General features: G+C 73.3%; 15 protein-coding genes. 7 read left to right on the top strand and 8 right to left on the bottom strand.

The features are described from left to right. The first annotated feature begins 137 nt into the window (after positions 1-137). The 4 genes from hrpA to DSM112329_RS24675 all read left to right on the top strand — a co-directional run bounded on the left by hrpA (position 138) and on the right by DSM112329_RS24675 (position 6,174). Positions 138-4,025, top strand: coding sequence for an ATP-dependent RNA helicase HrpA (gene hrpA, locus DSM112329_RS24660; protein ID WP_354699220.1), 3,888 nt, complete (start codon positions 138-140; stop codon positions 4,023-4,025). A 300-nt stretch (positions 4,026-4,325) separates the two neighbouring features. Beyond that, the gene (locus tag DSM112329_RS24665; RefSeq protein ID WP_354699221.1) at positions 4,326-4,574 is read left to right on the top strand and encodes an AbrB/MazE/SpoVT family DNA-binding domain-containing protein; all 249 of its coding nucleotides are present in this window, start codon (positions 4,326-4,328) and stop codon (positions 4,572-4,574) included. Then, on the top strand, positions 4,571-4,978 hold the full coding sequence (locus DSM112329_RS24670) for a PIN domain-containing protein (RefSeq protein ID WP_354699222.1): 408 nt from the start codon (positions 4,571-4,573) through the stop codon (positions 4,976-4,978). Before DSM112329_RS24665 ends, DSM112329_RS24670 begins: the two co-directional genes overlap by 4 nt. Next, a complete protein-coding gene (locus DSM112329_RS24675) occupies positions 4,975-6,174 on the top strand; it encodes a glycosyltransferase family 4 protein (RefSeq protein WP_354699223.1) in 1,200 nt (399 codons plus the stop codon). Before DSM112329_RS24670 ends, DSM112329_RS24675 begins: the two co-directional genes overlap by 4 nt. Positions 6,175-6,425: 251 nt before the next feature. Here the strand turns inward: DSM112329_RS24675 and DSM112329_RS24680 are convergent, their stop codons facing one another. After that, positions 6,426-8,801 (bottom strand): hypothetical protein, encoded by a 2,376-nt coding sequence (locus tag DSM112329_RS24680; RefSeq protein ID WP_354699224.1) that lies wholly within the window; start codon positions 8,799-8,801, stop codon positions 6,426-6,428. Positions 8,802-8,825: 24 nt separating this feature from the next. Continuing rightward, complete coding sequence (locus DSM112329_RS24685; protein ID WP_354699225.1) at positions 8,826-10,013, bottom strand: glycosyltransferase family 2 protein; 1,188 nt, start codon at positions 10,011-10,013, stop codon at positions 8,826-8,828. A gap of 110 nt (positions 10,014-10,123) precedes the next feature. Here DSM112329_RS24685 and DSM112329_RS24690 point away from each other — a divergent pair, with 110 nt between their 5' ends. Continuing rightward, the gene (locus DSM112329_RS24690) at positions 10,124-11,308 is read left to right on the top strand and encodes a glycosyltransferase (RefSeq protein WP_354699226.1); all 1,185 of its coding nucleotides are present in this window, start codon (positions 10,124-10,126) and stop codon (positions 11,306-11,308) included. A 55-nt stretch (positions 11,309-11,363) separates the two neighbouring features. On the opposite strand, the gene DSM112329_RS24695 is transcribed toward DSM112329_RS24690, so the two are convergent. From DSM112329_RS24695 to DSM112329_RS24705, 3 genes are read right to left on the bottom strand one after another with little or no spacing between them, the layout of a single operon-like run. Continuing rightward, positions 11,364-12,497: a glycosyltransferase family 1 protein gene (locus DSM112329_RS24695; protein ID WP_354699227.1), complete on the bottom strand. Its 1,134-nt coding sequence runs from the start codon at positions 12,495-12,497 to the stop codon at positions 11,364-11,366. 11 nt (positions 12,498-12,508) lie between these two features. Further along, entirely contained in the window at positions 12,509-13,738 is a 1,230-nt protein-coding gene (locus DSM112329_RS24700; RefSeq protein ID WP_354699228.1) for a glycosyltransferase family 1 protein, read from the bottom strand. Positions 13,739-13,751: 13 nt separating this feature from the next. Further along, positions 13,752-15,239 carry an oligosaccharide flippase family protein gene (locus DSM112329_RS24705; protein WP_354699229.1) on the bottom strand — a complete coding sequence of 496 codons (1,488 nt, stop codon included), beginning with the start codon at positions 15,237-15,239 and terminating at the stop codon, positions 13,752-13,754. Positions 15,240-15,279: 40 nt separating this feature from the next. On the opposite strand from DSM112329_RS24705, the gene DSM112329_RS24710 reads away from it, so the two are divergent. Next, positions 15,280-16,170, top strand: a complete 891-nt coding sequence (locus tag DSM112329_RS24710; RefSeq protein ID WP_354699230.1) for a class I SAM-dependent methyltransferase — start codon at positions 15,280-15,282, stop codon at positions 16,168-16,170. 10 nt (positions 16,171-16,180) lie between these two features. On the opposite strand, the gene DSM112329_RS24715 is transcribed toward DSM112329_RS24710, so the two are convergent. After that, positions 16,181-17,170, bottom strand: a complete 990-nt coding sequence (locus DSM112329_RS24715; protein ID WP_354699231.1) for an FkbM family methyltransferase — start codon at positions 17,168-17,170, stop codon at positions 16,181-16,183. A 76-nt stretch (positions 17,171-17,246) separates the two neighbouring features. On the opposite strand from DSM112329_RS24715, the gene DSM112329_RS24720 reads away from it, so the two are divergent. Beyond that, a complete protein-coding gene (locus DSM112329_RS24720) occupies positions 17,247-17,696 on the top strand; it encodes an acyltransferase (RefSeq protein ID WP_354699232.1) in 450 nt (149 codons plus the stop codon). A 3-nt stretch (positions 17,697-17,699) separates the two neighbouring features. On the opposite strand, the gene rfbF is transcribed toward DSM112329_RS24720, so the two are convergent. Further along, the gene (gene rfbF / locus DSM112329_RS24725; RefSeq protein WP_354699233.1) at positions 17,700-18,470 is read right to left on the bottom strand and encodes a glucose-1-phosphate cytidylyltransferase; all 771 of its coding nucleotides are present in this window, start codon (positions 18,468-18,470) and stop codon (positions 17,700-17,702) included. Beyond that, positions 18,467-19,591 carry a CDP-glucose 4,6-dehydratase gene (gene rfbG / locus DSM112329_RS24730; RefSeq protein ID WP_354699234.1) on the bottom strand — a complete coding sequence of 375 codons (1,125 nt, stop codon included), beginning with the start codon at positions 19,589-19,591 and terminating at the stop codon, positions 18,467-18,469. Before rfbG ends, rfbF begins: the two co-directional genes overlap by 4 nt. Positions 19,592-19,685 lie beyond the last annotated feature (94 nt).

The following is a 19,685-nucleotide window of genomic DNA, read 5'->3' on the forward strand; positions in this document are numbered from 1 at the left end:
CCTCCGAACGTCCGGAACCGCGCCGGCACCCGCCCGCGCTCCGCGGAGGATCCGGCGGGACATACCCCCGTCACCCTCCGCGCACCACGGCCCGCCCAGGCGACCCGACCGGCGGGGCGCTCCCTATCCTGGACCCGATGCCTGAGTCCTCGCAGCAGCCGCGGCGGCGTCGCCCGCGGCGTTCTGCGGGCAGCGCGGCGGACCCCGCGCAGGTGGCCGCCCGTCATGCCCGCAGGGCCGCGGCCGTCCCGCCGCAGATCACGTTCCCGCCGGAGCTCCCGGTCACGGGGCGACTGGACGATCTCGAAGCCGCCATCGCGGGGAGCCAGGTCGTCATCGTCGCGGGCGAGACGGGGTCCGGCAAGACCACCCAGCTGCCCAAGCTGTGCCTGCGCATGGGGCGCGGCGTCAGTGGGACGATCGCCCACACGCAGCCCCGCAGGATTGCCGCGCGCACGGTCGCGCAGCGGATCGCCGACGAGCTCGAAGTCCCGCTCGGGACGGCCGTCGGCTACGCGGTCCGGTTCGAGAACAAGGCGACCGACGACACGCTCGTCCGGCTCATGACCGACGGCCTGCTGCTGGCCGAGATCCAGCGCGACCGCCTGCTGAGCCAGTACGACACGATCATCGTGGACGAGGCCCACGAGCGGTCGCTGAACATCGACTTCCTGCTCGGCTACCTGAAGCGGATCCTGCCGCGGCGGCCGGACCTGAAGGTGATCATCACCTCGGCGACGATCGACTCGGATCGGTTCTCGCAGCACTTCTCCGGCGCGCCGGTGATCGAGGTCTCGGGACGCACCTATCCGGTCGAGGTCCGCTACCGGCCGCTGAGCGCGGACGAGGACGACGTCGAGGCGGACGACGACGAGGACCCCGCCGACGCGCGGCAGGGCCACCGGGTGAGCGACCGCGACCAGCCCGACGCGATCGCCGACGCCGTGGACGAGCTGCTGGACGAACCGTCCGGAGACATCCTGGTCTTCCTGAGCGGCGAGCGCGAGATCCGCGACACCGCCGACGTCCTGGCCGGCCGGCTGCCCTCGACGGTCGAGATCCTCCCGCTGTACGCGCGCCTGTCGAGCGCGGAGCAGCAGCGCGTGTTCCGCCGCAGCGAATCGTCGGCCGGCCGCCGCATCGTCCTCGCGACGAACGTGGCCGAGACGTCGCTGACGGTCCCCGGCATCAAGTACGTCGTCGACGCCGGCACCGCCCGCATCAGCCGCTATTCGACGCGGCTGAAGGTGCAGCGGCTGCCGATCGAGCCCGTGTCCCAGGCGTCCGCGCGCCAGCGGGCCGGCCGCTGCGGGCGGACGAGCGACGGCGTCTGCATCCGCCTCTACTCCGAGCAGGACTTCGAGGCCCGCCCCGAGTTCACTGACCCCGAGATCCTGCGCACCTCGCTCGCGGCCGTGATCCTGCAGATGGCGCTGCTGGGGCTCGGCGCGATCGAGGACTACCCGTTCCTGGACCCGCCCGACCGGCGCCAGATCCGGGACGGCGTCCTGCTGCTGCAGGAGCTCGGCGCGATCGAGACCGATACGGCTGCCGCTGCGTCCGGCCCGCGTCTGACCAGAGACGGCCGCCGCCTCGCACAGCTGCCCGTCGACCCGCGGATGGCACGGATGGTCCTCGCGTCCGACCGGCTGGACTGCGCCGAGGAGGTCATCGTCATCGTCGCGGCGCTGTCGATCCAGGACGTGCGCATCCGTCCCGGCGACGAGCGCGCGCGGGCCGACCAGCTGCACGCGCGCTTCAAGGACGAGCACTCCGACTTCCTCACGCTGCTGAACCTGTGGCGCTACCTCGAGGAGCAGCAGCGGGAGCTGTCGGGCTCCAAGTTCCGCAAGCAGTGCAAGGCCGAGTTCCTGCACCACCTGCGGATCCGCGAGTGGCAGGACCTCGTCGCCCGCCTGCGGCAGACCGCCAAGACGACGAAGATCACCCTGAACCAGGTGCCGGGGACGCCGCAGCACATCCACCAGGCGCTGCTGACCGGGCTGCTGTCCCACCTCGGGCTGAAGGACGCCAAGCGCCGCGGCGAGTACCAGGGCGCGCGCGGGTCGCGGTTCCGGGTCTTCCCCGGGTCGGTGCTGGGTCGGTCGGGGCCGGACTGGATCATGGCCGCGGAGCTGGTCGAGACCTCGCAGCTGTTCGCGCGGACGGCCGCCCGGATCGACCCGAAGTGGATCGAGCCGGCGGCGGGGTCGCTGCTGAAGAAGTCCTACTCCGAGCCGCGCTGGGACCGGCGCAAGGCGACGGTCATGGCGACCGAGCGGGCGACGCTCTACGGCATGCCGGTGATCGAGGGGCGCGCGGTCGCGTACGGCGCGATCGACCCGGAGCTCTCGCGCGAGTTCTTCATCCAGCGCGCGCTGGTCGAGGACGACTGGGACACGGAGCACGACTTCGTCGCGGCGAACCGTCGCGTGCTGGCGTCCGTCGAGGCGCTGGAGGACCGCTCGCGCCGCCGGGGCCTGCTGGCGGGGGACCACGTCCGGCAGGCGTTCTTCGAGGCGCGGGTCCCCGACGACGTCGTGTCCGGCCAGCACTTCGACCGCTGGTGGCGGGCGGAGAGGACCGTCCGCCCCGACCTGCTCACCTACACGCGCGAACTGCTGCTGGACCCGGTGGCGCAGGCCGAGCTCGATCCGCAGTCCTACCCGACCGGGTGGCGCCAAGGCGAACTGCTGCTGCGGCTGACGTACCGCTTCGAGCCGGGCGTGGCGGACGACGGCATCACGGTGCACGTGCCGCTGGCGGAGCTCGGCGCGGTGAAGTCGGCGGAGTTCGACTGGATCGTTCCGGGGCTGCGGCACGAGCTGGTGACCGCTCTGCTGCGGGGGCTGCCGAAGGAGCTGCGGCGGCCCTTGGTCCCGATCCCGGAGAGCGCTGCTGCCGTGCTCGAGGGCGTGAAGCCCCGGCGCGAGCCGCTGCTGGACGCGGTCGACCGCGAGCTCGAGCGTCGGTACGGAGTGCGTGCGTCGGACGAGCAGCTCGTCGCGAGCTTCGGGGCACTTCCGGCACACCTGCGGGTCACGTTCCAGGTGGCGGACGCGGACGACGTCGTCCTGGCCCGCGGACCGGACCTCGAGGTCATCCGTGCCCAGCTGCGCCCCAAGCTGCAGCAGCGCCTGGCCGAGGTCACGCCGGAGCTGCAGGCGACCGGGCTGAAGGGCTGGAGCATCGGCACGCTGGCGCGCGAGGTCCGTGTCCCGGGCGCCGACGTGACGGTCTACCCGGCGCTGGTCGACGAGGGGGCGACGGTCGGCGTGCGGGTGCTGGAGACGCGCGGCGCGCAGACGTATGCGATGCGCGCCGGGACACGACGGCTCCTGCTCCTGAACTGCCCGTCGCCGGCGAAGTGGGTCCGCGGTGGGCTTGACCTGCGGCAGCAGCTGGCTCTGGGCGAGCCGGCGCTCGGCGGGATCGACGCGCTGATCGGGGACACGGTGATCGCGAGCGTGGACCAGCTGGTGGCGGCTGCGGGCGGCCCGGCGTGGGACGTCGAGGGGTTTGCGCGGCTGCGGGGCGAGGTCGCCGGCGAGCTGGCAGACACGACGGCGCGGAACGTCGCGATCGTGGCCGACATCGTGGAGCTGCGCGCGCAGATCGTGTCCGCCATCGCGCCGTTGACATCGGACGCGCACGCCGCCGCGCGCGCGGACGTCCTGGCGCACCTGGGCCGGCTGGTCCACCGCGGCTTCCTGCTCACCACTGACGCGGCGCGACTCCCCGACGTCAAGCGCTACCTGAACGGGATCCTGCGTCGTCTGGACCGGTTGCGCACGCACCCGGGGACGGACAACCAGCCGCTGATCGTGGTGACGGAGCTGGAGGCCGAAGCCGCGGCGGCACGGGCGGCCTGGCCGGCGGGGCGCGCGCTGCCGCCGGCGCTGGTGGAGCTGCCGTGGATGCTGGAGGAGCTGCGGGTCAGCCTGTTCGCGCAGGGCCTGGGGACGAAGGTCTCGGTGTCCCCGAAGAAGATCCGCCGCCGGATCGCGGACGCCTCGACGGCCTGACCCAGGGTTCCGCACCCCCGGCGGTGGCCAAAGTCCGGACGACGCCGCAGGCGGGCCACCGCTGGAGCTGAACCCGGGTTCCGCCACCTCGGCGGTGGTCAGAGTCCGGATGACGCGACGCGGGTCACGCGCTTGCGGTGCCCGGCGACGCGTGGAGGGTGATGGGGGTCTGACCCGTCGAATCCTCCGCGGAGCGCGCCGCCCGGGGACGCGTGGAGGGTGGCGCGGGTGTGACCCGCCAGAAGCTCCGCGAAGGCGGCGCCCGAGGCCCATGGCAGGAGCAAAGGTAGATTCAGTGGTATGCGAGTCGCCATCGACGACGCCGGGCGCTTGGTCATTCCCAAGCGACTGCGCGACGAGCTCGGCGTCCAGGCCGCCGCCGAGCTGGACATCCACGCGGTCGACGGTCACTTGGAGCTCTCGGTCCCCGACCCACAGACCGAGGTCCAGGTGCGTGATGGCTTCCCGGTCTTCGCGACCCGCGACGGACGCGAGGAAGCGCTGACCGGCGACGCGACCCGGGCGGCGATCGAGCGCATCCGCCGATGATCGCGCCCGACACGAGCGTCGTGATCGCTGCGCTGAGCCCCTGGCACGAGGGACACGGCCGCGCGCGCGCCGCGCTGCTGGAGACAAGCGACCGGGCGCTCGTCGGGCACGTCGCGCTGGAGACGACCTCCGCCCTGAGCCGGATGCCGGCGGCGCATCGGGTCGCGCCCGCGGTCACGCTCGAAGCCCTGACCCTGGCCTTCCCAGACGACTGGCTCGTGCTCGACGCCGAAGCGCTCCGGGCGACGCTCGGCACGTTGGTCCGCGCCGGTGTGCGCGGCGGGGCGCTGTGCGACGGGGTCATCGGCCTCACCGCGCTCCACCACGGAGCGACGCTCGTCAGCGCCGACCGTCGCGCCGCGTCCACCTACGACGCCCTCGGCGTGCCCGCGGTGTTCGTGTGAGCCCCCGTCTTCCCCGGCGCGGCGGCACCGCCGAGCGCGAGCCCCGTCCCGTCCGCGTCCCGCCGCTGCTGCTGGCCGCGCTCCGCGACGGTGCCGTGCCCCTCCGCAGCGACGCCACCACGGTCACCCCCGACGCCGCACTCCGCGTCGCCGTCGTCATCCCCCAGTTCCGGCGCGGCAGCGGCGGGCACCACACGATCGCCGACCTCGTGCGGGGCCTGGAGGCCCGCGGCCACGCGCTGTCGCTGTGGCTGGTCGACGAGGAGGGCCGCCATGACGGGCAGAACGACGTCGACCTCGGCGAGCTGTTCCAGCGCTTCTTCGGCCCCGTTGCGGCACCCGTCAGGCGCCTGGCGGTGGCAGGGGACGACGACTTCGGCGGCCCCACGCCGGGTGACGTCGACGTCCTGCTCGCGACCGGCTGGCAGACCGTCCCCGCGGTCCTCAGACTCCCCGGCGCCCGGGCTCGGGCCTACCTCGTCCAGGACCACGAGCCCGAGTTCTACGCCACCTCGGCCGAGCGCGACTGGGCGCAGTGGACCTACCGCCAGGGTCTGCACGCCGTGTGCGCGTCGCCGTGGCTCGCGGACCTCGTCACGCGCGAGTACGACTGCAGCGCCTCGTCGTTCGACCTCGGCGTCGCGCACGAGCACTACGTCCCGCTGCCGACCCATCGCCGCGACGACCTCGTCCTCTTCTACGCCCGTGCCACCACGGCACGACGAGCCACCACGCTCGGCGTGCTCGCGCTGCAGGAGCTGCACGCCCGCCGGCCGGACATCGAGATCGCCCTGTTCGGGGACGGGCGCAGGCTCGCCACCCCCTTCCCGCACCGGCACCTGGGCGTCCTCACACCGGACGCCCTCGCGCACGCCTACGCGTCGGCGACCGTCGGCGTCGTCCTGTCGATGACGAACCCGTCGCTCGTCCCCACCGAGATGCTCGCGTGCGGGCTGCCGGTGGTCGACCTGGCGAGCGACTCGATGCTGGCGACCTTCGGGGACGACGGGCCCATCGCGCTCAGTCCGGCGGACCCGATCGCGATCGCCGCGACCGTCGAACGGCTGGTCGACGACCTGCTCGAACGGGCGGAGCGGTCCCGCGGGGGGACGGCGCTGGCGGCCACCCGCACATGGCCGGGTGCGGCCGAGCAGGTCGAAGCGGCGCTGCGCACCGCTCTCCAGCGCGCTGAGTGACAGCGCGCCGACGGCCGACCGAGCGTCCTCGGAGGATCCGGCGGGCCCAACCCCCGCGACCCTCCGCGGACCTCGCCCACCCAGCATCCCCGGAGCATCCGGCGGGCCCAACCCCCACGATCCTCCGCGGACCGCGCCGGGTCACTCTGCCCGACAACCGCTTCGACCCCCGCAGACCGCACCGGCCGAGCATCCTCGGAGGATCCGGCGGGCCCAACCCCCACGACCCTCCGCAGACCGCGTCGATGACGTCAGGCCGGGCCGACCGCTTCGACCCAGTCCAAGGACCGGCCGCACAGCTGCCGCCACCGCGACGGGGCGATCGTCTTGAACGACGCCCCCGCGGCGTCCGGCGTCACGAAGGAGATCGGCCCCAGCAGCCGGTTCTGGCCGCCGTTCCCCGCGTGCAGCGACCCGCCGCTGCTGACCGCGCGGACCTTGTGGCGGCCTGCCGGGACGTCGATCGTCGCGACCAGCTCGCCCGTCCGACGGCCGTTCAGGTGGTAGGCCACCGACCCGATCGTCCGGTCGTCGATCGACACCGACACGCGGCGCCCGATCGACCCCTCGACCCAGACCTCACGCCGACCGCCGCGGCCGAAGTCGACCGCCCCCGTCGCCTGGCCGATCCCGGCCATGCGCAGCACCTGCGGGTCGGTGTCGTCGACCGACCACTTGCCGCTGAAGCCCATGGACGCGACGGCCGGCACGAAGCTCACGGCGTCCGCGCGCGGGACGTAGCGCAGCTCGCCGCCGGCCTCCGACGCCTCGCGGGCCAAGGTCGCGAGGTCGCCCGTGGGCGAGCACGGCGCCGGCGCCGCGGCGTCCCGCGTCTGGACGTTGCCCAGCGCCAGGTGCCTGATGACCCGGGCGGCCTGCGCGTCGTCCCGCTGCCACACGTCGTACCAGCGCCCGTGCTGCGTGCGCGTGAACGCCGACGACGGCCGGGACACCCAGGCGCCGCGCCGCTGCACGAGCGACTTCGCCCCCTCGAGCGCCTCCCACGGGACGTTGTCGATGTCGGACGCCGCCGGTCCGTCGGACGTGTCAGTCGGCGCGGCCTGACGGAGGAAGTGCTTGTTGAACTCCTCGAACTCCGTGGTCAGCGTCGGGCCCTGGCCGTCGAGCGACCGGCCGATGTCCGCCAGCTCGCGGTAGCGGTCGCCGGGGCCGACCGAGACGGCATGGAACGCCATCCCGTTGGAGACGAGGATTCCGACGGCGACCGCGGCCGCCAGCAGGGTCGCCTCGACACGACGCGACGCCGCCCACAGCGCGTAAGCACCGAGGACCACGACGAGGACGACGGCAGGGGACACGATCACCAGCGCCTTGCCGCGCGCCCACGGCGAGCCCTGCTCGGTGACGTACCACCAGCCGACGAGCGACACCGCCGCGTAGCCGATCACGGCCCAGGCGCGCTGACGCGCGATCCACACGAGGCCCATGCCGGCCCCGACCATCGCGACGCCGAGCAGCAGGTAGGTCGCGATCGGTTCCTCGAGCGGCAGGCGGTAGTCGTCGCTGATCCAGATGCCGAACATCTGCAGCGGGTCGAGGGGCGCGAGCAGGTTGCCGAGCTCGACGCCGGCGGTCACCACCTGGTGCGCGACGTCCTCGTACGCCGAGCTGACCTTCAAGGACTGGACGCTGAGCACCGCGACGACGCCCGCGAACAGCGCACCGCCGACCAGGACGTCCCGCTTCCAGCGCCCCGGACGCGCGACGATCGTCCCCGCGATGACGATCAGGCTGAACGGCGCGACCCAGACCCCGGCGGCGGCACCGACCATCGCGATCGCGGTCACGCAGGCGACCGCGAACGGCAGGACGCGTCGTGGTCCGCGGACGCGGTCGGTGGTGACGGTCCACGCGCACGCCGCCATCAGGATCACCGCCCACGCCATCCCGAGCTCCTTCATCGAGCCCTGTAGCGCGTAGGCCAGGACGAGCGCCCCCTGCGGTGCGAGGAACGCCGCCAGGCCGCGCCAGGCGGCCGACCGGACCGCGGTCGCCGCCAGCGCGTACAGGCAGAGCGCCATCATCACCGCGAGCAGCGACAGGAACGACTGGTACGTCCAGGCGACGTCCTGGTGCACGAGCGACGTCAGCACGCCGGCTGTCACCGCGCCGCCGGTGGGGTAGCCGGCGGTCTTGTAGTAGTCGAGGTTCGCCTGCTTGTAGGCCGAGTCCGGCAGCGCGTCGAACGACCGGCCGTCCTTCAGCAGCTGGTCGGCGCCGACGAAGTGGACGGCCGTGTCGCCCAGGACGGTGTAGCCCGCGAAGGCGGGGCTGTCGCTCCACAGCGCGGCGGGCGCGGCGAAGACCAGGTAGACGCCGACCGCGGCGACGGCCGCAGCCCGGTCGATCCGCAGCGGCAGCAGGCGTTCGTGCCCGAGGGCGTAGCCGGCCACCGCGAGCACGAGCACTACCGGGATGGTGAGCGGGGCCGCGAACGCCGCGGCCGTCGTCAGCTGCGTCGACGCGACGATCCCGCCAAGCCCGACGGGCACCAGCAGCACGCCGCTCAGGCTGCCGCCGGCGAGCCGGTCGATCAGCAGGCCGTGCCCGAGCGCGACCACGACGGCGACGACAGGAAACAGCACCCAGGCGGCGAGGAAGCTCATCGACGACGGGCGCGGCGGCGGGCGTCAGCGCTCGACGCGCCGCAGCCCGAGGATGCTCAGGAGGAACGACGAGAACACGGTCTGCAGGCCGATCACGACAAGCGTCGTGGCGAGGATCGCGAGGCGCTCCTCCGACAGCGAGCCGAAGCCCGAGTCGATCCAGATCCCGAAGATCACGGCACCGGTGACGAGCCCGACGACCAGGATCGCCGCGCCCAGCATCAGCCCGTGCTCGAGGCGGAAGCGGCCGCGCATGCGGTCGAACCACGGGTCCTTCTCGCCCATGAAGTACGAGCCGTAGGCGTGGGCGCAGAGCCCGAGGGCGACGACCTGCACGCCGACGATCATCAGCATCGAGCCGCCGACGGTCGTGTGCAGCTGCCACTGGCGGCCGAAGATCTCGATGTTCGCGACGGAGATCAGCGTGATCAGCAGGCCGATGGCGCTGAGGATCGCGCCGGGACCGATGAAGAGGTGGGTCGGCGAGTGGACCAGCAGGAAGCGCAGGTGGCGCCAGCCGTCCCGCCAGGTGTTGAGCTTCGACTCGCCGCCGCGCGGGTGGTAGTCGATCGGGAACTCCGCGATGCGGAGCTTCTCCTTGCCGGCGCGGATGACCATCTCCGACGCGAACTCCATGCCGGTGGTGCGCAGGTCCAGGCGGGGCAGGACGTCGCGGCGCAGGGCACGCATGCCGCAGTGCGCGTCGCTGATGCCGGTCTTGAAGAAGCCGTTGAGGATGCCGCTGAGAACGGGGTTGCCGACGTAGCGGTGCAGCCACGGCATCGCGCCGGGCTGGATGTTGTCCATCCGGTCGCCCATGACGAGCTCGGCGCCGCTGTCGAGCTCCGCGACGAAGCGCGGGATCTCGTTGAAGTCGTAGGTGAGGTCCGCGTCCCCCATGACGATGTACTTCCCGCGGGCCGCGGCGAACCCGGCGAGGTAGGCCGACCCGTAGCCGCGGCGCGGCTCGTGGACGACGCGCGCACCGGCGGCGAGAGCGAGCTCGGCGCTGCGATCGGTCGAGGCGTTGTCCGCCACGACGACCTCGCCGAGGATGTCCGCGTCGTCCATCGCCTGCAGCGCCTGGGCGACGCAGGCCTCGATGTTCTCCTCCTCGTTGAGGCAGGGGATCACGACGGAGACGACGAGGCCGGTGGCTTCTTCGTCGCTGTTGACGGAGCCGGCGGCTGGCGGGGATTCGATGGTGCTCATGGAGATCTGCGCACGGAGCGCTGCTGGGTGCTACCCCGGGCGGCATGAGTGGTAACGCCACGCGGATCCGAATGTCGCGGTGACACGGACGCCATCTAGGGTATCGGCGCGTGCGCGTCTGCCTGGTCTACGACTGCCTCTTCCCCTGGACGGTGGGCGGCGCCGAGCGCCGGATGCGCGAGCTCGCGGAGGCACTGGCGGCGGCCGGCCACGAGGTGACCTACCTGACCCGGCTGCAGTGGCCGCTCGCCGATCCGCCGGCGATCGACGGGGTCCGCGTGGTCGCCGTCTCCCGTGACGAGCCGCTCTACGGACCGGACGGCAACCGCACGATCGGGGAGCCGCTGCGGTTCGGGTTCGGCGTGCTCCGCCACCTGGCCCGGCACGGCCGGGAGTACGACGTCGTCCACACGGCGTCGTTCCCGTACTTCAGCCTGCTGGCCGCGGGGGCGGTGCGGCGCCGCGGCCGCTACCGGCTCGTCACCGACTGGCACGAGGTCTGGAGTCCCGAGTACTGGCGCACGTACGTCGGCGGGCCGCAGGGCGTGGTCGCCCACCAGATCCAGCGGGCCTGCGCGCGGATCCGGCAGACCCCGTTCGCGTTCTCGCGGCTGCACGCCGACCGGCTGGTGGACGAGGGGCTGCGGGGGACGCCGGCCGTCATCTGGGAGGAGTGGGCCGACGACGCGCGGGCGGTGCTGGCGGAGCCCGCTCCGGCTGTCGTCGCCGCGCCGGAGCCGGTCGTGGTCTTCGCCGGGCGGTTCATCGCCGAGAAGCAGGCTCCGTTGGCCGTCGCGGCGATGGCGCTGGCCGCCGCCGAGGTCCCAGGGCTGCGAGGCGTCGTGCTGGGGGACGGGCCGGAGCGGGACGCGGTGCAGGCGGCCGTCGCGGCGGCGCGGTCTGCCGGTGCCGTCGTCGACGCGCCCGGGTTCGTCGAGACCGCGGAGCTCCACGAGACGATCCGCGGCGCGCTGTGCCTGCTGGCGCCGACCCGCCGCGAGGGCTACGGGCTGGTCGTCATCGAGGCGGCGTCGCTGGGGGTGCCGATCGTCCTGGCCGCGGGGGCGGACAACGCGGCGACCGAGCTGATCGAGGAGGGCGTGAACGGCTTCGTCTGCGCGGACGACAGCGCGGAGGCGCTGGCCGCGGCGGTGGTCCGGGTCCATGCGGCGGGCCCGGAGCTGCGGCGGACGACGCTCGAGTGGCACCGGCGGCACCTGGAGCGGGTGGTCGCCCAGGACCCCTTGCAGCGCATCCTGGACGCCTACTCCGCGCCGCCGCCGATGCCCCGCTGACAGGTTCTGCACCGTAGAGGTGCACAACCTGTCAGCGAGCGGCCTCGTCAGGCGGTCAGGCGGTCAAGGTGCGGCGGTAGGCCTGCACCGTCAGGTCCGCCGTCCGCGACCACGTGAACTGCGCGGCCCGCTCCACGCCCGCCGCCGACAGGCGCTCGCGCAGCGCGCCGTCGTCCAGCAGGTGGGTCAGCGCCGACGCGAGGGCGCCCACGTCCTCGGGGTCCACCAGGAGCGCCGCGTCCCCCGCGACCTCCGGCAGCGACGAGCGATCCGAGCAGACGACCGGGACACCGCGCGCCATCGCCTCCAGCACCGGCAGCCCGAAGCCCTCGTGCAGCGACGGGAACACGAACGCGTCGGCCAGGGCGTAGAGCCCCTCGAGGTCGGCGGCGCTGACCCACGCCGGCAGGCGCACGTCGTCCGTCGTCCCGAGCGCCGCCGCGCGGGCGACGAGGTCCGCCTCGTGCGGCGTGGAGTAGCCGGGCAGCACCAGGACCGGGCGCGTGTCAGCCGGCAGCGACGCGTGCGCGTCGAGTAGCCGCAGCAGGTTCTTGTGCGGGCGCTTGGCGGACGCGCTGAGCAGGACGCGGCGGCCCCCCAGCCCAAGCCCCGTGCGCAGCTCCAGCGGCGTCGTCGGCGTGACGGACGCGTCCGGCGGCCGGACCCCGAGCGGGACGACGTCGATCTTCTCGCGGGGCGTGCCGAGCACCTGGACGAGGTCCTCGACGGTCGACGCGGCGTCCACGAGGATCCGGTGCGAGCGGCGCGCCGCGGCCGGCACGAGGGCGCGCATGCCCAGGCCACGCAGGCCGAAGTGCGTGTCGGGGACCATCGCGTAGTTGAGGTCGTGGATCGTCGTCAGGCGCCTGAACGCGCCGCGGAGGGGTGCGGTCGAGGCGAGGCTGTGGACGAGGTCGCAGCCGGCCCGCGCGGCCAGGCCGGGCAGCAGCTGCTGCTCCCCGCGGACCCACTCCACGCGATTCGTGGCCTTGATCGGGACGACCACCGACGGCAACGAGCCGTCTGACCACGGTCCCCCCGCGTCCGCTGCCTCCTGGTTCACGAACAGCGTCAGCTGCAGGTCCGCAGGAGCGTCCGCGACCAGCGCTGCGATCAGCTCGAGCGCCGCGACCTCCATGCCGCCGGTCTCGCCCGGGACGAGGAAGATCAGGTTCAGGCCGACGTGCATCGCGGGAGGCCTCAGCGCCAGGTCCCGTAGACGCCGCGCGTCGCCCGCGTGAGCCGCCGTACCCCGCCGCCCCGGCGCCCGCGGCGATCGGCGATCGCCCGCCGGTAGACGTCCAGCGTCGCTTCCGCCGTCGCCTGCCACGGGAACGCCGCCACACGCTCGCGGCCGCGGGCGACCAGCGACTGCGCCAGCTCGGGATCCGCCAGCAGCCGGTCGATGCAGCCCGCGATCGACGCGGGGTCCTGGGGGTCGAACAGCAGCGCCGCGTCCCCCGCGACCTCCGGCATCGAGGAGCAGTTCGACGTCGCGACCGGGACGTCCCGCGCCATCGCCTCCAGGACCGGCAGGCCGAAGCCCTCCTCGAAGCTCGGCAGGACGAAGCACGCCGCCAGCCGATAGAGGCCCTCGAGGTCCGCGTCCGACAGCCACTCCGGGAAGACGACCCGCTCGGTGATACCCAGGGCCGTGGCCTCCGCGCGCAGCTCGTCCTCGTGCGGCGTGTGGGCGCCGGGCAGGACCAGCACCGCGTCGGGGGACGACACCCGCGCCAGCGCGCGCACCAGGCCCAGCAGGTTCTTGTGCTCGCGCTTCTGGGCGACGCACAGCACCACCGGCGCGGCGGCCGGCAGACCCAGGCGCTCCCGCAGCTCGGCGGCATCCGTTGCCTCTCGCGCCCCCGGCGGGTCGACGCCCAGCCATGTCACGTCGACGCGCGCCGGGTCCAGCCCGATCGTCTCCACGAGGTCCGCCTTGGACGCGTGCGAGATGGCGATCGTCCGGTCGGCGAAGTGCGCGCTCGGGGGCGTGACGAGCTTCATGCCCACCGTCGCGCGGCGCTCCATCGTGTGCGGGTAGCGGACCCAGATGAGGTCCAGGACGGTGACGACGGTCGGGACGCGCGGCGCGACCAGCGGCGTGATGTTCGCGAGGCCGTGGACGACGTCGCAGCCGCGGCGGGCCGCCAGCAGGGGGATCGCGCCCCACTGCGCGCCCATCGTCGCCACGAAGTTGCCGGGCGGGCCGTGCGTCACCGTGAAGGGCATCGGGACCCAGTCCACGTGGCCGCCCCAGTCCCGCGCGACGTACTCCGGCGGGATCTCCTTGGACGTGAACGCCGTCACGCGGGTGTCGGGCTCGGCGGCGAACATCCCGCGCAGCAGCTCCTGGGCGTAGGTCCCCGCGCCGCCCGAGCGCTCCACGAGGTAGAACAGGTTCAGGGCGACATGGAGGGGCTGCGGCACGCGACCGGGCAGGTTAGCGGGAGCGCCGCGCGCGGAGGCCCTGCATCAGCTCGGCGGCCTCGGGCGGGACGGCCCGCAGCGCGACCACCAGCCCGGCGTACAGGACCAGCGCGCCCGCCGTGGCGAGCACGGAGGGGACGTCGAGCAGCTGCGTCGCCGCGAGGCCCGCCCCCACCGCGACCAGGCCCGCGCCCACGACGCGCGCCGTCTCGCCGACGTCGATCCCCAGGGGCACTCCGGCGCGGCGGATCGTGATCGCCAGGCCGACCGCCAGCAGCGACTCGGCGACCGCGGTCCCGATGGCTGCCCCCACGGCGCCGTGCGTGCTCGCCAGGATCCCGACCAGCACCGCCGACACCGCCAGGGCCGAGATGCTCACCGTCAGGATCGCCCGGTGGCGGCGCAGGCTGAGCGCGGCGTAGCCCCAGCCGGCGCCGACGAACGACGCCACCAGTCCGAGCCCGTGGAAGCGCAGCACGTCCTCGGCGGGGGCGAAGTCCGGGCCGGCGACCACCGCGATGACGAACGGCGCGCCGACGATCAGCACGATCGCGACTGCGAGCCCCAGCAGCAGGCAGGCGGCGAAGACCCGGCCGATCGCGTAGCTGAGGCGCTGCAGGTCGTCGCGGGCAGCCCGCGCGAAGATCGGGAAGGCCGAGCTGACCAGCAGCTGCGGCACCACGATCAGGACCTCGACGCCGCGGAACGACGCGCCGAAGTAGCCCGTCTCCTCGGCCGTCGAGATCAGCGAGACGAGGATCAGCGCCAGGCGGAAGTAGATCGCGCCGATCGCCGTCGCCACCGCGTAGGGGACGGTGTCCCGCAGCAGCGCCCCCCAGCGCCGCACGTCGAACGAGGCCCGCAGCGGCATCGAGCCGCGCACGTAGTAGACGGTGATCGCCAGCGCGGCGATCGCGGCCGGGACGTTGGCCGCGTAGAACGGCAGCAGCCCCGCGCCGAGCACCACCAGCACGATGACCGAGACCACGTTGACGACCTGCCGCGCGAGGTCCGCGCCGGCGACCGCGCCGAGCTTCAGCTGCGCCTGCAGCCCGACCGAGTAGGCCGACTGCAGCGCGACGATCAACAGCGCCAGGCCCGCGACGAGCGTGCCGAGGACCATCGGCCCGCTGTAGCCGGCGGCCAGCGCGAAGACCACCGCGCCGCCCAGGCCCGCGACCGTCAGCACGATCCGCAGGCCCAGCAGCTGGCGCATGACGGCGTCCCGCGCGGCGCCGCCGGTCTGCGCGTACTCCCGCACCGCGATCCCTGCGAGCCCGGCGTCCGTCACCCCGCCCGCGACCGCCACCAGGGCCAGGATCGTGACGTAGCGGCCGCTGTCGTCCAGGCCCAGGTGGCGGAACATCAGCGCCGCGGACACCACGCTGAGCAGCGATCCGGCGGCGAAGCTGCCCAGCCGCAGGACGCCGCCACGGATCGCCGCGGGACCGGCCGCGTCGGTGTCCAGCAGGTCCGGCTCGAGGCCGTGTTCAGACGCCACCGCGGGCCATCCTACGGGGCCGCTGTGTGAGACTCAGGCCATGGCCGCGACGAGCACCACGCCACTGCCACGCCACTACGCGGGCGTCTGCCGGCTGGAGGACTTCAGCGATCCGGAGCTTGCCGCGCTGATGGACGACATCTCGCCGGAGAAGCCTGCGAGCCGCCCCCACCGCAAGGCCTGGGAGTTCGCGATGGGCGCGTCCTACCTGCAGGCGACGGGCCTGCTCGACGGGACGAAGGAGATCCTGGACGTCGGCGCCGGCAGCGAGGAGATCGCCTTCTGGCTCGCCGCCCGCGCCCGCTCGGTCACGGCCGTCGACATCTACGGCCGCGGCGCGTTCGGGACGCGTGAGGCGAAGGCGTCGATGCTCGAGGACCCGGCGTCGTTCGCGCCGTACGACTACCCGCAGGACCGTCTGACCGTCCGCGACATGGACGCGCGGAAGCTCGAGTTCCCGGACGCCTCGTTCGACGCGGTCGTCTCGTTCTCGTCGATCGAGCACTTCGGCGGCTTCGCCGGGATCAAGGCGTCCGCCGCGGAGATCGGGCGCGTCCTGCGCCCGGGCGGCCGCGCGTTCCTGGTCACCGAGACCTTCGTCAAGCGCCACCCGATGGACACCGTCGGCGTGCAGGTCGCGATCCGCACGCTGAGCCTGAACCGCAAGTGCACCGGCGCGGACTTCAAGCACCGCTCCACCGAGGTCCTGTCGAGCGCCGAGCTGCAGCGGCTGATCGTCAAGCCGTCCGGCCTGACGCTCGAACAGCCGCTGCAGCTCAAGCCCTCGCCCGCCACGCTGACGAACCTGCACACCGTCCAGCCCGACGGCACGACGACGTCCGCGACGGGGGACCCGTTCCCGCACGTGCTCGTCTCCAACGGCTACTCGACCTTCACCTCGGTCTGCCTGCCGCTGGTCAAGCCGGGCTGAGGGTCTTCGGTCAGGCAGCCCGGCGCGCCGCGATCGCCGCGCGGACCTGAGCCACACCGCGACCGGCGGCGTCGATCACCCGCTGCCGCGTCGCCGGCCAGCCGACGAAGCGGGCCAGCTCGCGCTCGGGCTCGCCGTAGACCGAGTCGCGGTTGCGCACGATCGTGACGTCGACGACGAGGTCGCGGTCCCGCGGGTCCATCGAGACGGCGATCAGCCCGTCCCCGCTGCAGGACTCGTACACGGTGTGCTCGGCGATGACGTGCGCACCGGCGTCCGTCAGCAGCTCGAGGCACTTCTGGTGCGTGAGCGGATCGCCGCTGAAGGTGAAGTGGTGCGTGGAGATCACGAGGAAGCGCAGGCGGCCGTCGCGCAGCGCCGCGGCCGCGCCTTGCAGCATCTGCAGCTCCATGCCCTGGATGTCGCACAGCAGCAGATCGCAGCGCGTCAGGCCGTGGTCGGCGAACAGGCCGTCGAGCGTGACCGTGGGCGTCGGGCGGATCACGCCGTCGCTGTCGAACGGGATCTTGATCGAGCCGCCGTGCTCGGGGCCGACCGCCGCGTGGACGACGGTCGCGTCCACGCCGTTCAGCGCGAAGTTGCGCCGGCCGACGTCCAGGTTGCGCGGATCGGGCTCGACCAGGAGCGACGTCGCGGACGGAACCTCGTGCCGCAGCCACAGCGAGTAGTACGCCCAGAAGCTGCCGAGCTCGATCATCGTGATCGGGCCCTCCTCACCGCGCAGCCGCTCGACGATGGCGGCGAACGCGACCTCCTCCTGGGGCTCGTGGTGGCCGTCCAGGCGGCGGATGATCTCGGTCCCCCAGGCGCCCTGGTAGCAGTCCTTCTCGATCAGGACGCCGTTGTGCATCCGCTGCACGGGCTGCCCGTCGTGGTCGAAGACCTCGCCCGCCCCGGGGACCTTCGGCAGCGCGTCGGTGTCGCGGACCGCGACGGTCCGCTCGATGCGCTCGCGCTCCACGGAGGTGAACTCGGCCATGCCCTGAGTGAACCAGATGGCCTGCGGGGCCCGGCGTGAGCCTGGCCTGCCGGGGCGATTCACTAGCCTCGCGGGCATGCTGAAACGGGCGGGCGCATATCTCCGGGGGCGGCTCGTGAAGAGCCCGGCCTGGGGCGAGCTGGTCCAGGAGACCCTGCGCCTGCACCCGTCGGTCCGCGGGCCACGGGACCGCGTGCTCGCCGACCCGACCGCGGTCCTCAACGGGGCGATGCTCAACACGGTCTCCGGCACGATCACGATCGGCCGGCACGCCTTTCTGGGGGACGACGTGGCGCTGCTGACCGGGACGCACGACCACACGCTGACCGGCCTCGAGCGGCAGCAGGCGGTGCCGGACGGCGGGCGGGACATCGTCGTCGGCGAGGGCGCGTGGATCGCCAGCCGCGCGGTCGTCCTGGGGCCGTGCACGATCGGGGCGAACGCCGTGGTGGCGGCGGGAGCGGTCGTCACCGGGGACGTGGCGGCGGGAGCGATCGTCGCCGGCGTCCCCGCCACCCCGCGCTGACGCTCAGTCCCAGATCCGCCAGGGCGCGTCGCCCGACTGCCACAGCTCCTCGAGCGTGCTGCGGTCCCGCATCGTGTCCATCGCCTGCCAGTAGCCGTGGTGGGCGAACGACGCCAGCTGCCCGGAGGCCGCCAGCGCCCGCAGCGGACCCTGCTCCCAGACCGTGCTGTCGTCGACCAGGTGCTCGGCCACCGACGGGCTGAGGACGAAGAAGCCGCCGTTCATCCAGAGGCCGTCCCCGCGCGGCTTCTCCTCGAACGAGGTGACGCGCCCGTCCTCCACGCCGAGGGCGCCGTAGCGGCCCGGGGGCTGGACGGCGGTGACGGTCGCCTGCAGGCCCTGCTCGCGGTGGTAGGCGATGAGCGCGGTGATGTCGAGGTCCGCGACGCCGTCGCCGTAGGTGAAGCAGAAGTCCTCGTCGCCCAGGTACGGCATGACCCGCCGCAGCCGGCCGCCGGTCATGGACGACGGGCCGGTGTCGACGAGCGTCACGCGCCACGGCTCGGTCGTCGACCGGTGCACCTCCATCTCGCCGGTCCGCATGTCGAACGTCACGTCCGAGGTGTGCAGCGCGTAGTTCGCGAAGTACTCCTTGATGACGTAGCCCTTGTAGCCGAGGCAGACGACGAAGTCGTCGATCCCGTGCGCCGCGTAGAGCTTCATGATATGCCAGAGGATCGGCTTGCCGCCGATCTCCACCATCGGCTTCGGCCGCAGGGTGGTCTCTTCGCTCAGGCGCGAGCCGAAGCCGCCCGCCAGGATCACGGCCTTCATGACGCGGTGAACTCCTCGATCTGCTGCAGGGTGACGGCGCGCAGGTCGGCGCCGTCGCGGTGGGCCAGGTGCCAGGCGACGATCGACTCGAGCGTGCGCTCGAGCGTCCACTTCGACTTCCAGCCGAGGTCGCGCCGGGCCTTGTGCGAGTCGAGCGACAGGTGGGTCGCCTCGTGCGGGTGCGGGCCGGGGTCGACCTGCCAGCGCAGCTCGTCCGGCCACAGGGCGGTCAGCCGCTCGGTGATCCAGCTCACCGGCTGCACCGCGTCGTAGTGGGACGGGCCGAAGTTCCAGCCGTCCGCTGCGTGCAGGCGCGTCCGGGGGGCCTCGGCGCACAGCGCCTGCGCGACCACGAGGTAGCCGCTCAGCGGGCTCAGCACGTGCTGCCACGGGCGGATCGCGTCCGGACGGCGGATGTCGATGACCGATCCGTCGGTCGCCGCCCGCATGATGTCCGGGACGAGGCGGTCCTCCCCCCAGTCCCCGCCGCCGATGACGTTGCCGGCCCGCCCGCTGGCGACGCGCGTCAGCCCGTCGGGGTCGTCGAAGTAGGACCGCCGATACGCGTCGGTCACGAGCTCGGCGGCGCCCTTGGAGCTCGAGTACGGGTCGTGCCCGCCCATGCGGTCGCTCTCGACGAACGGCACCGCGGCGCGCCCGTCGTAGTTGTCGTAGCACTTGTCCGACGTGACGACGACCACCGCGCGCACGCACTCCGCGCCCGCGGTCCGCACGGCGTCGAGGACGTTGACCGTGCCCATGACGTTGACCGCGTAGGTCTCGCGCGGCGCGGCGAACGACCGCCGCACCATCGGCTGGGCGGCCATGTGGATGACGACGTCGGGCCGGGACGCGGCCATCGCAGCGTCGATCGCGTCCGCGTCGCGGATGTCCGCCCGGATGTCATCGCGCAGCCCGTCCGCGACCCCGGCCAGGGCGTAGATCGATGGGGTCGTCGGGACCTCGTCCGCGAAGCCCGTGACCTCGGCGCCGAGCGCCTGCAGCCACAGCGCGAGCCACGCGCCCTTGAAGCCGGTGTGCCCCGTGAGCAGGACGCGCCGCCCACGCCAGAAGGCGGGATCGACGGTGCCATCGGGCTGGTCGGGCGGGGCGTCGGTCACCGGCTGCGAGCGTACCGGCCCGGCGGTCGCGCTCGCGATGTGGACCTGGAAGCGGGTGTGTGGAAGGTCACGATCGACCGAGCGGCCTCGGTGA

The sequence above is a fragment of the Paraconexibacter sp. AEG42_29 genome (genome assembly GCF_040581415.1).
Taxonomy (GTDB): domain Bacteria; phylum Actinomycetota; class Thermoleophilia; order Solirubrobacterales; family Solirubrobacteraceae; genus Paraconexibacter.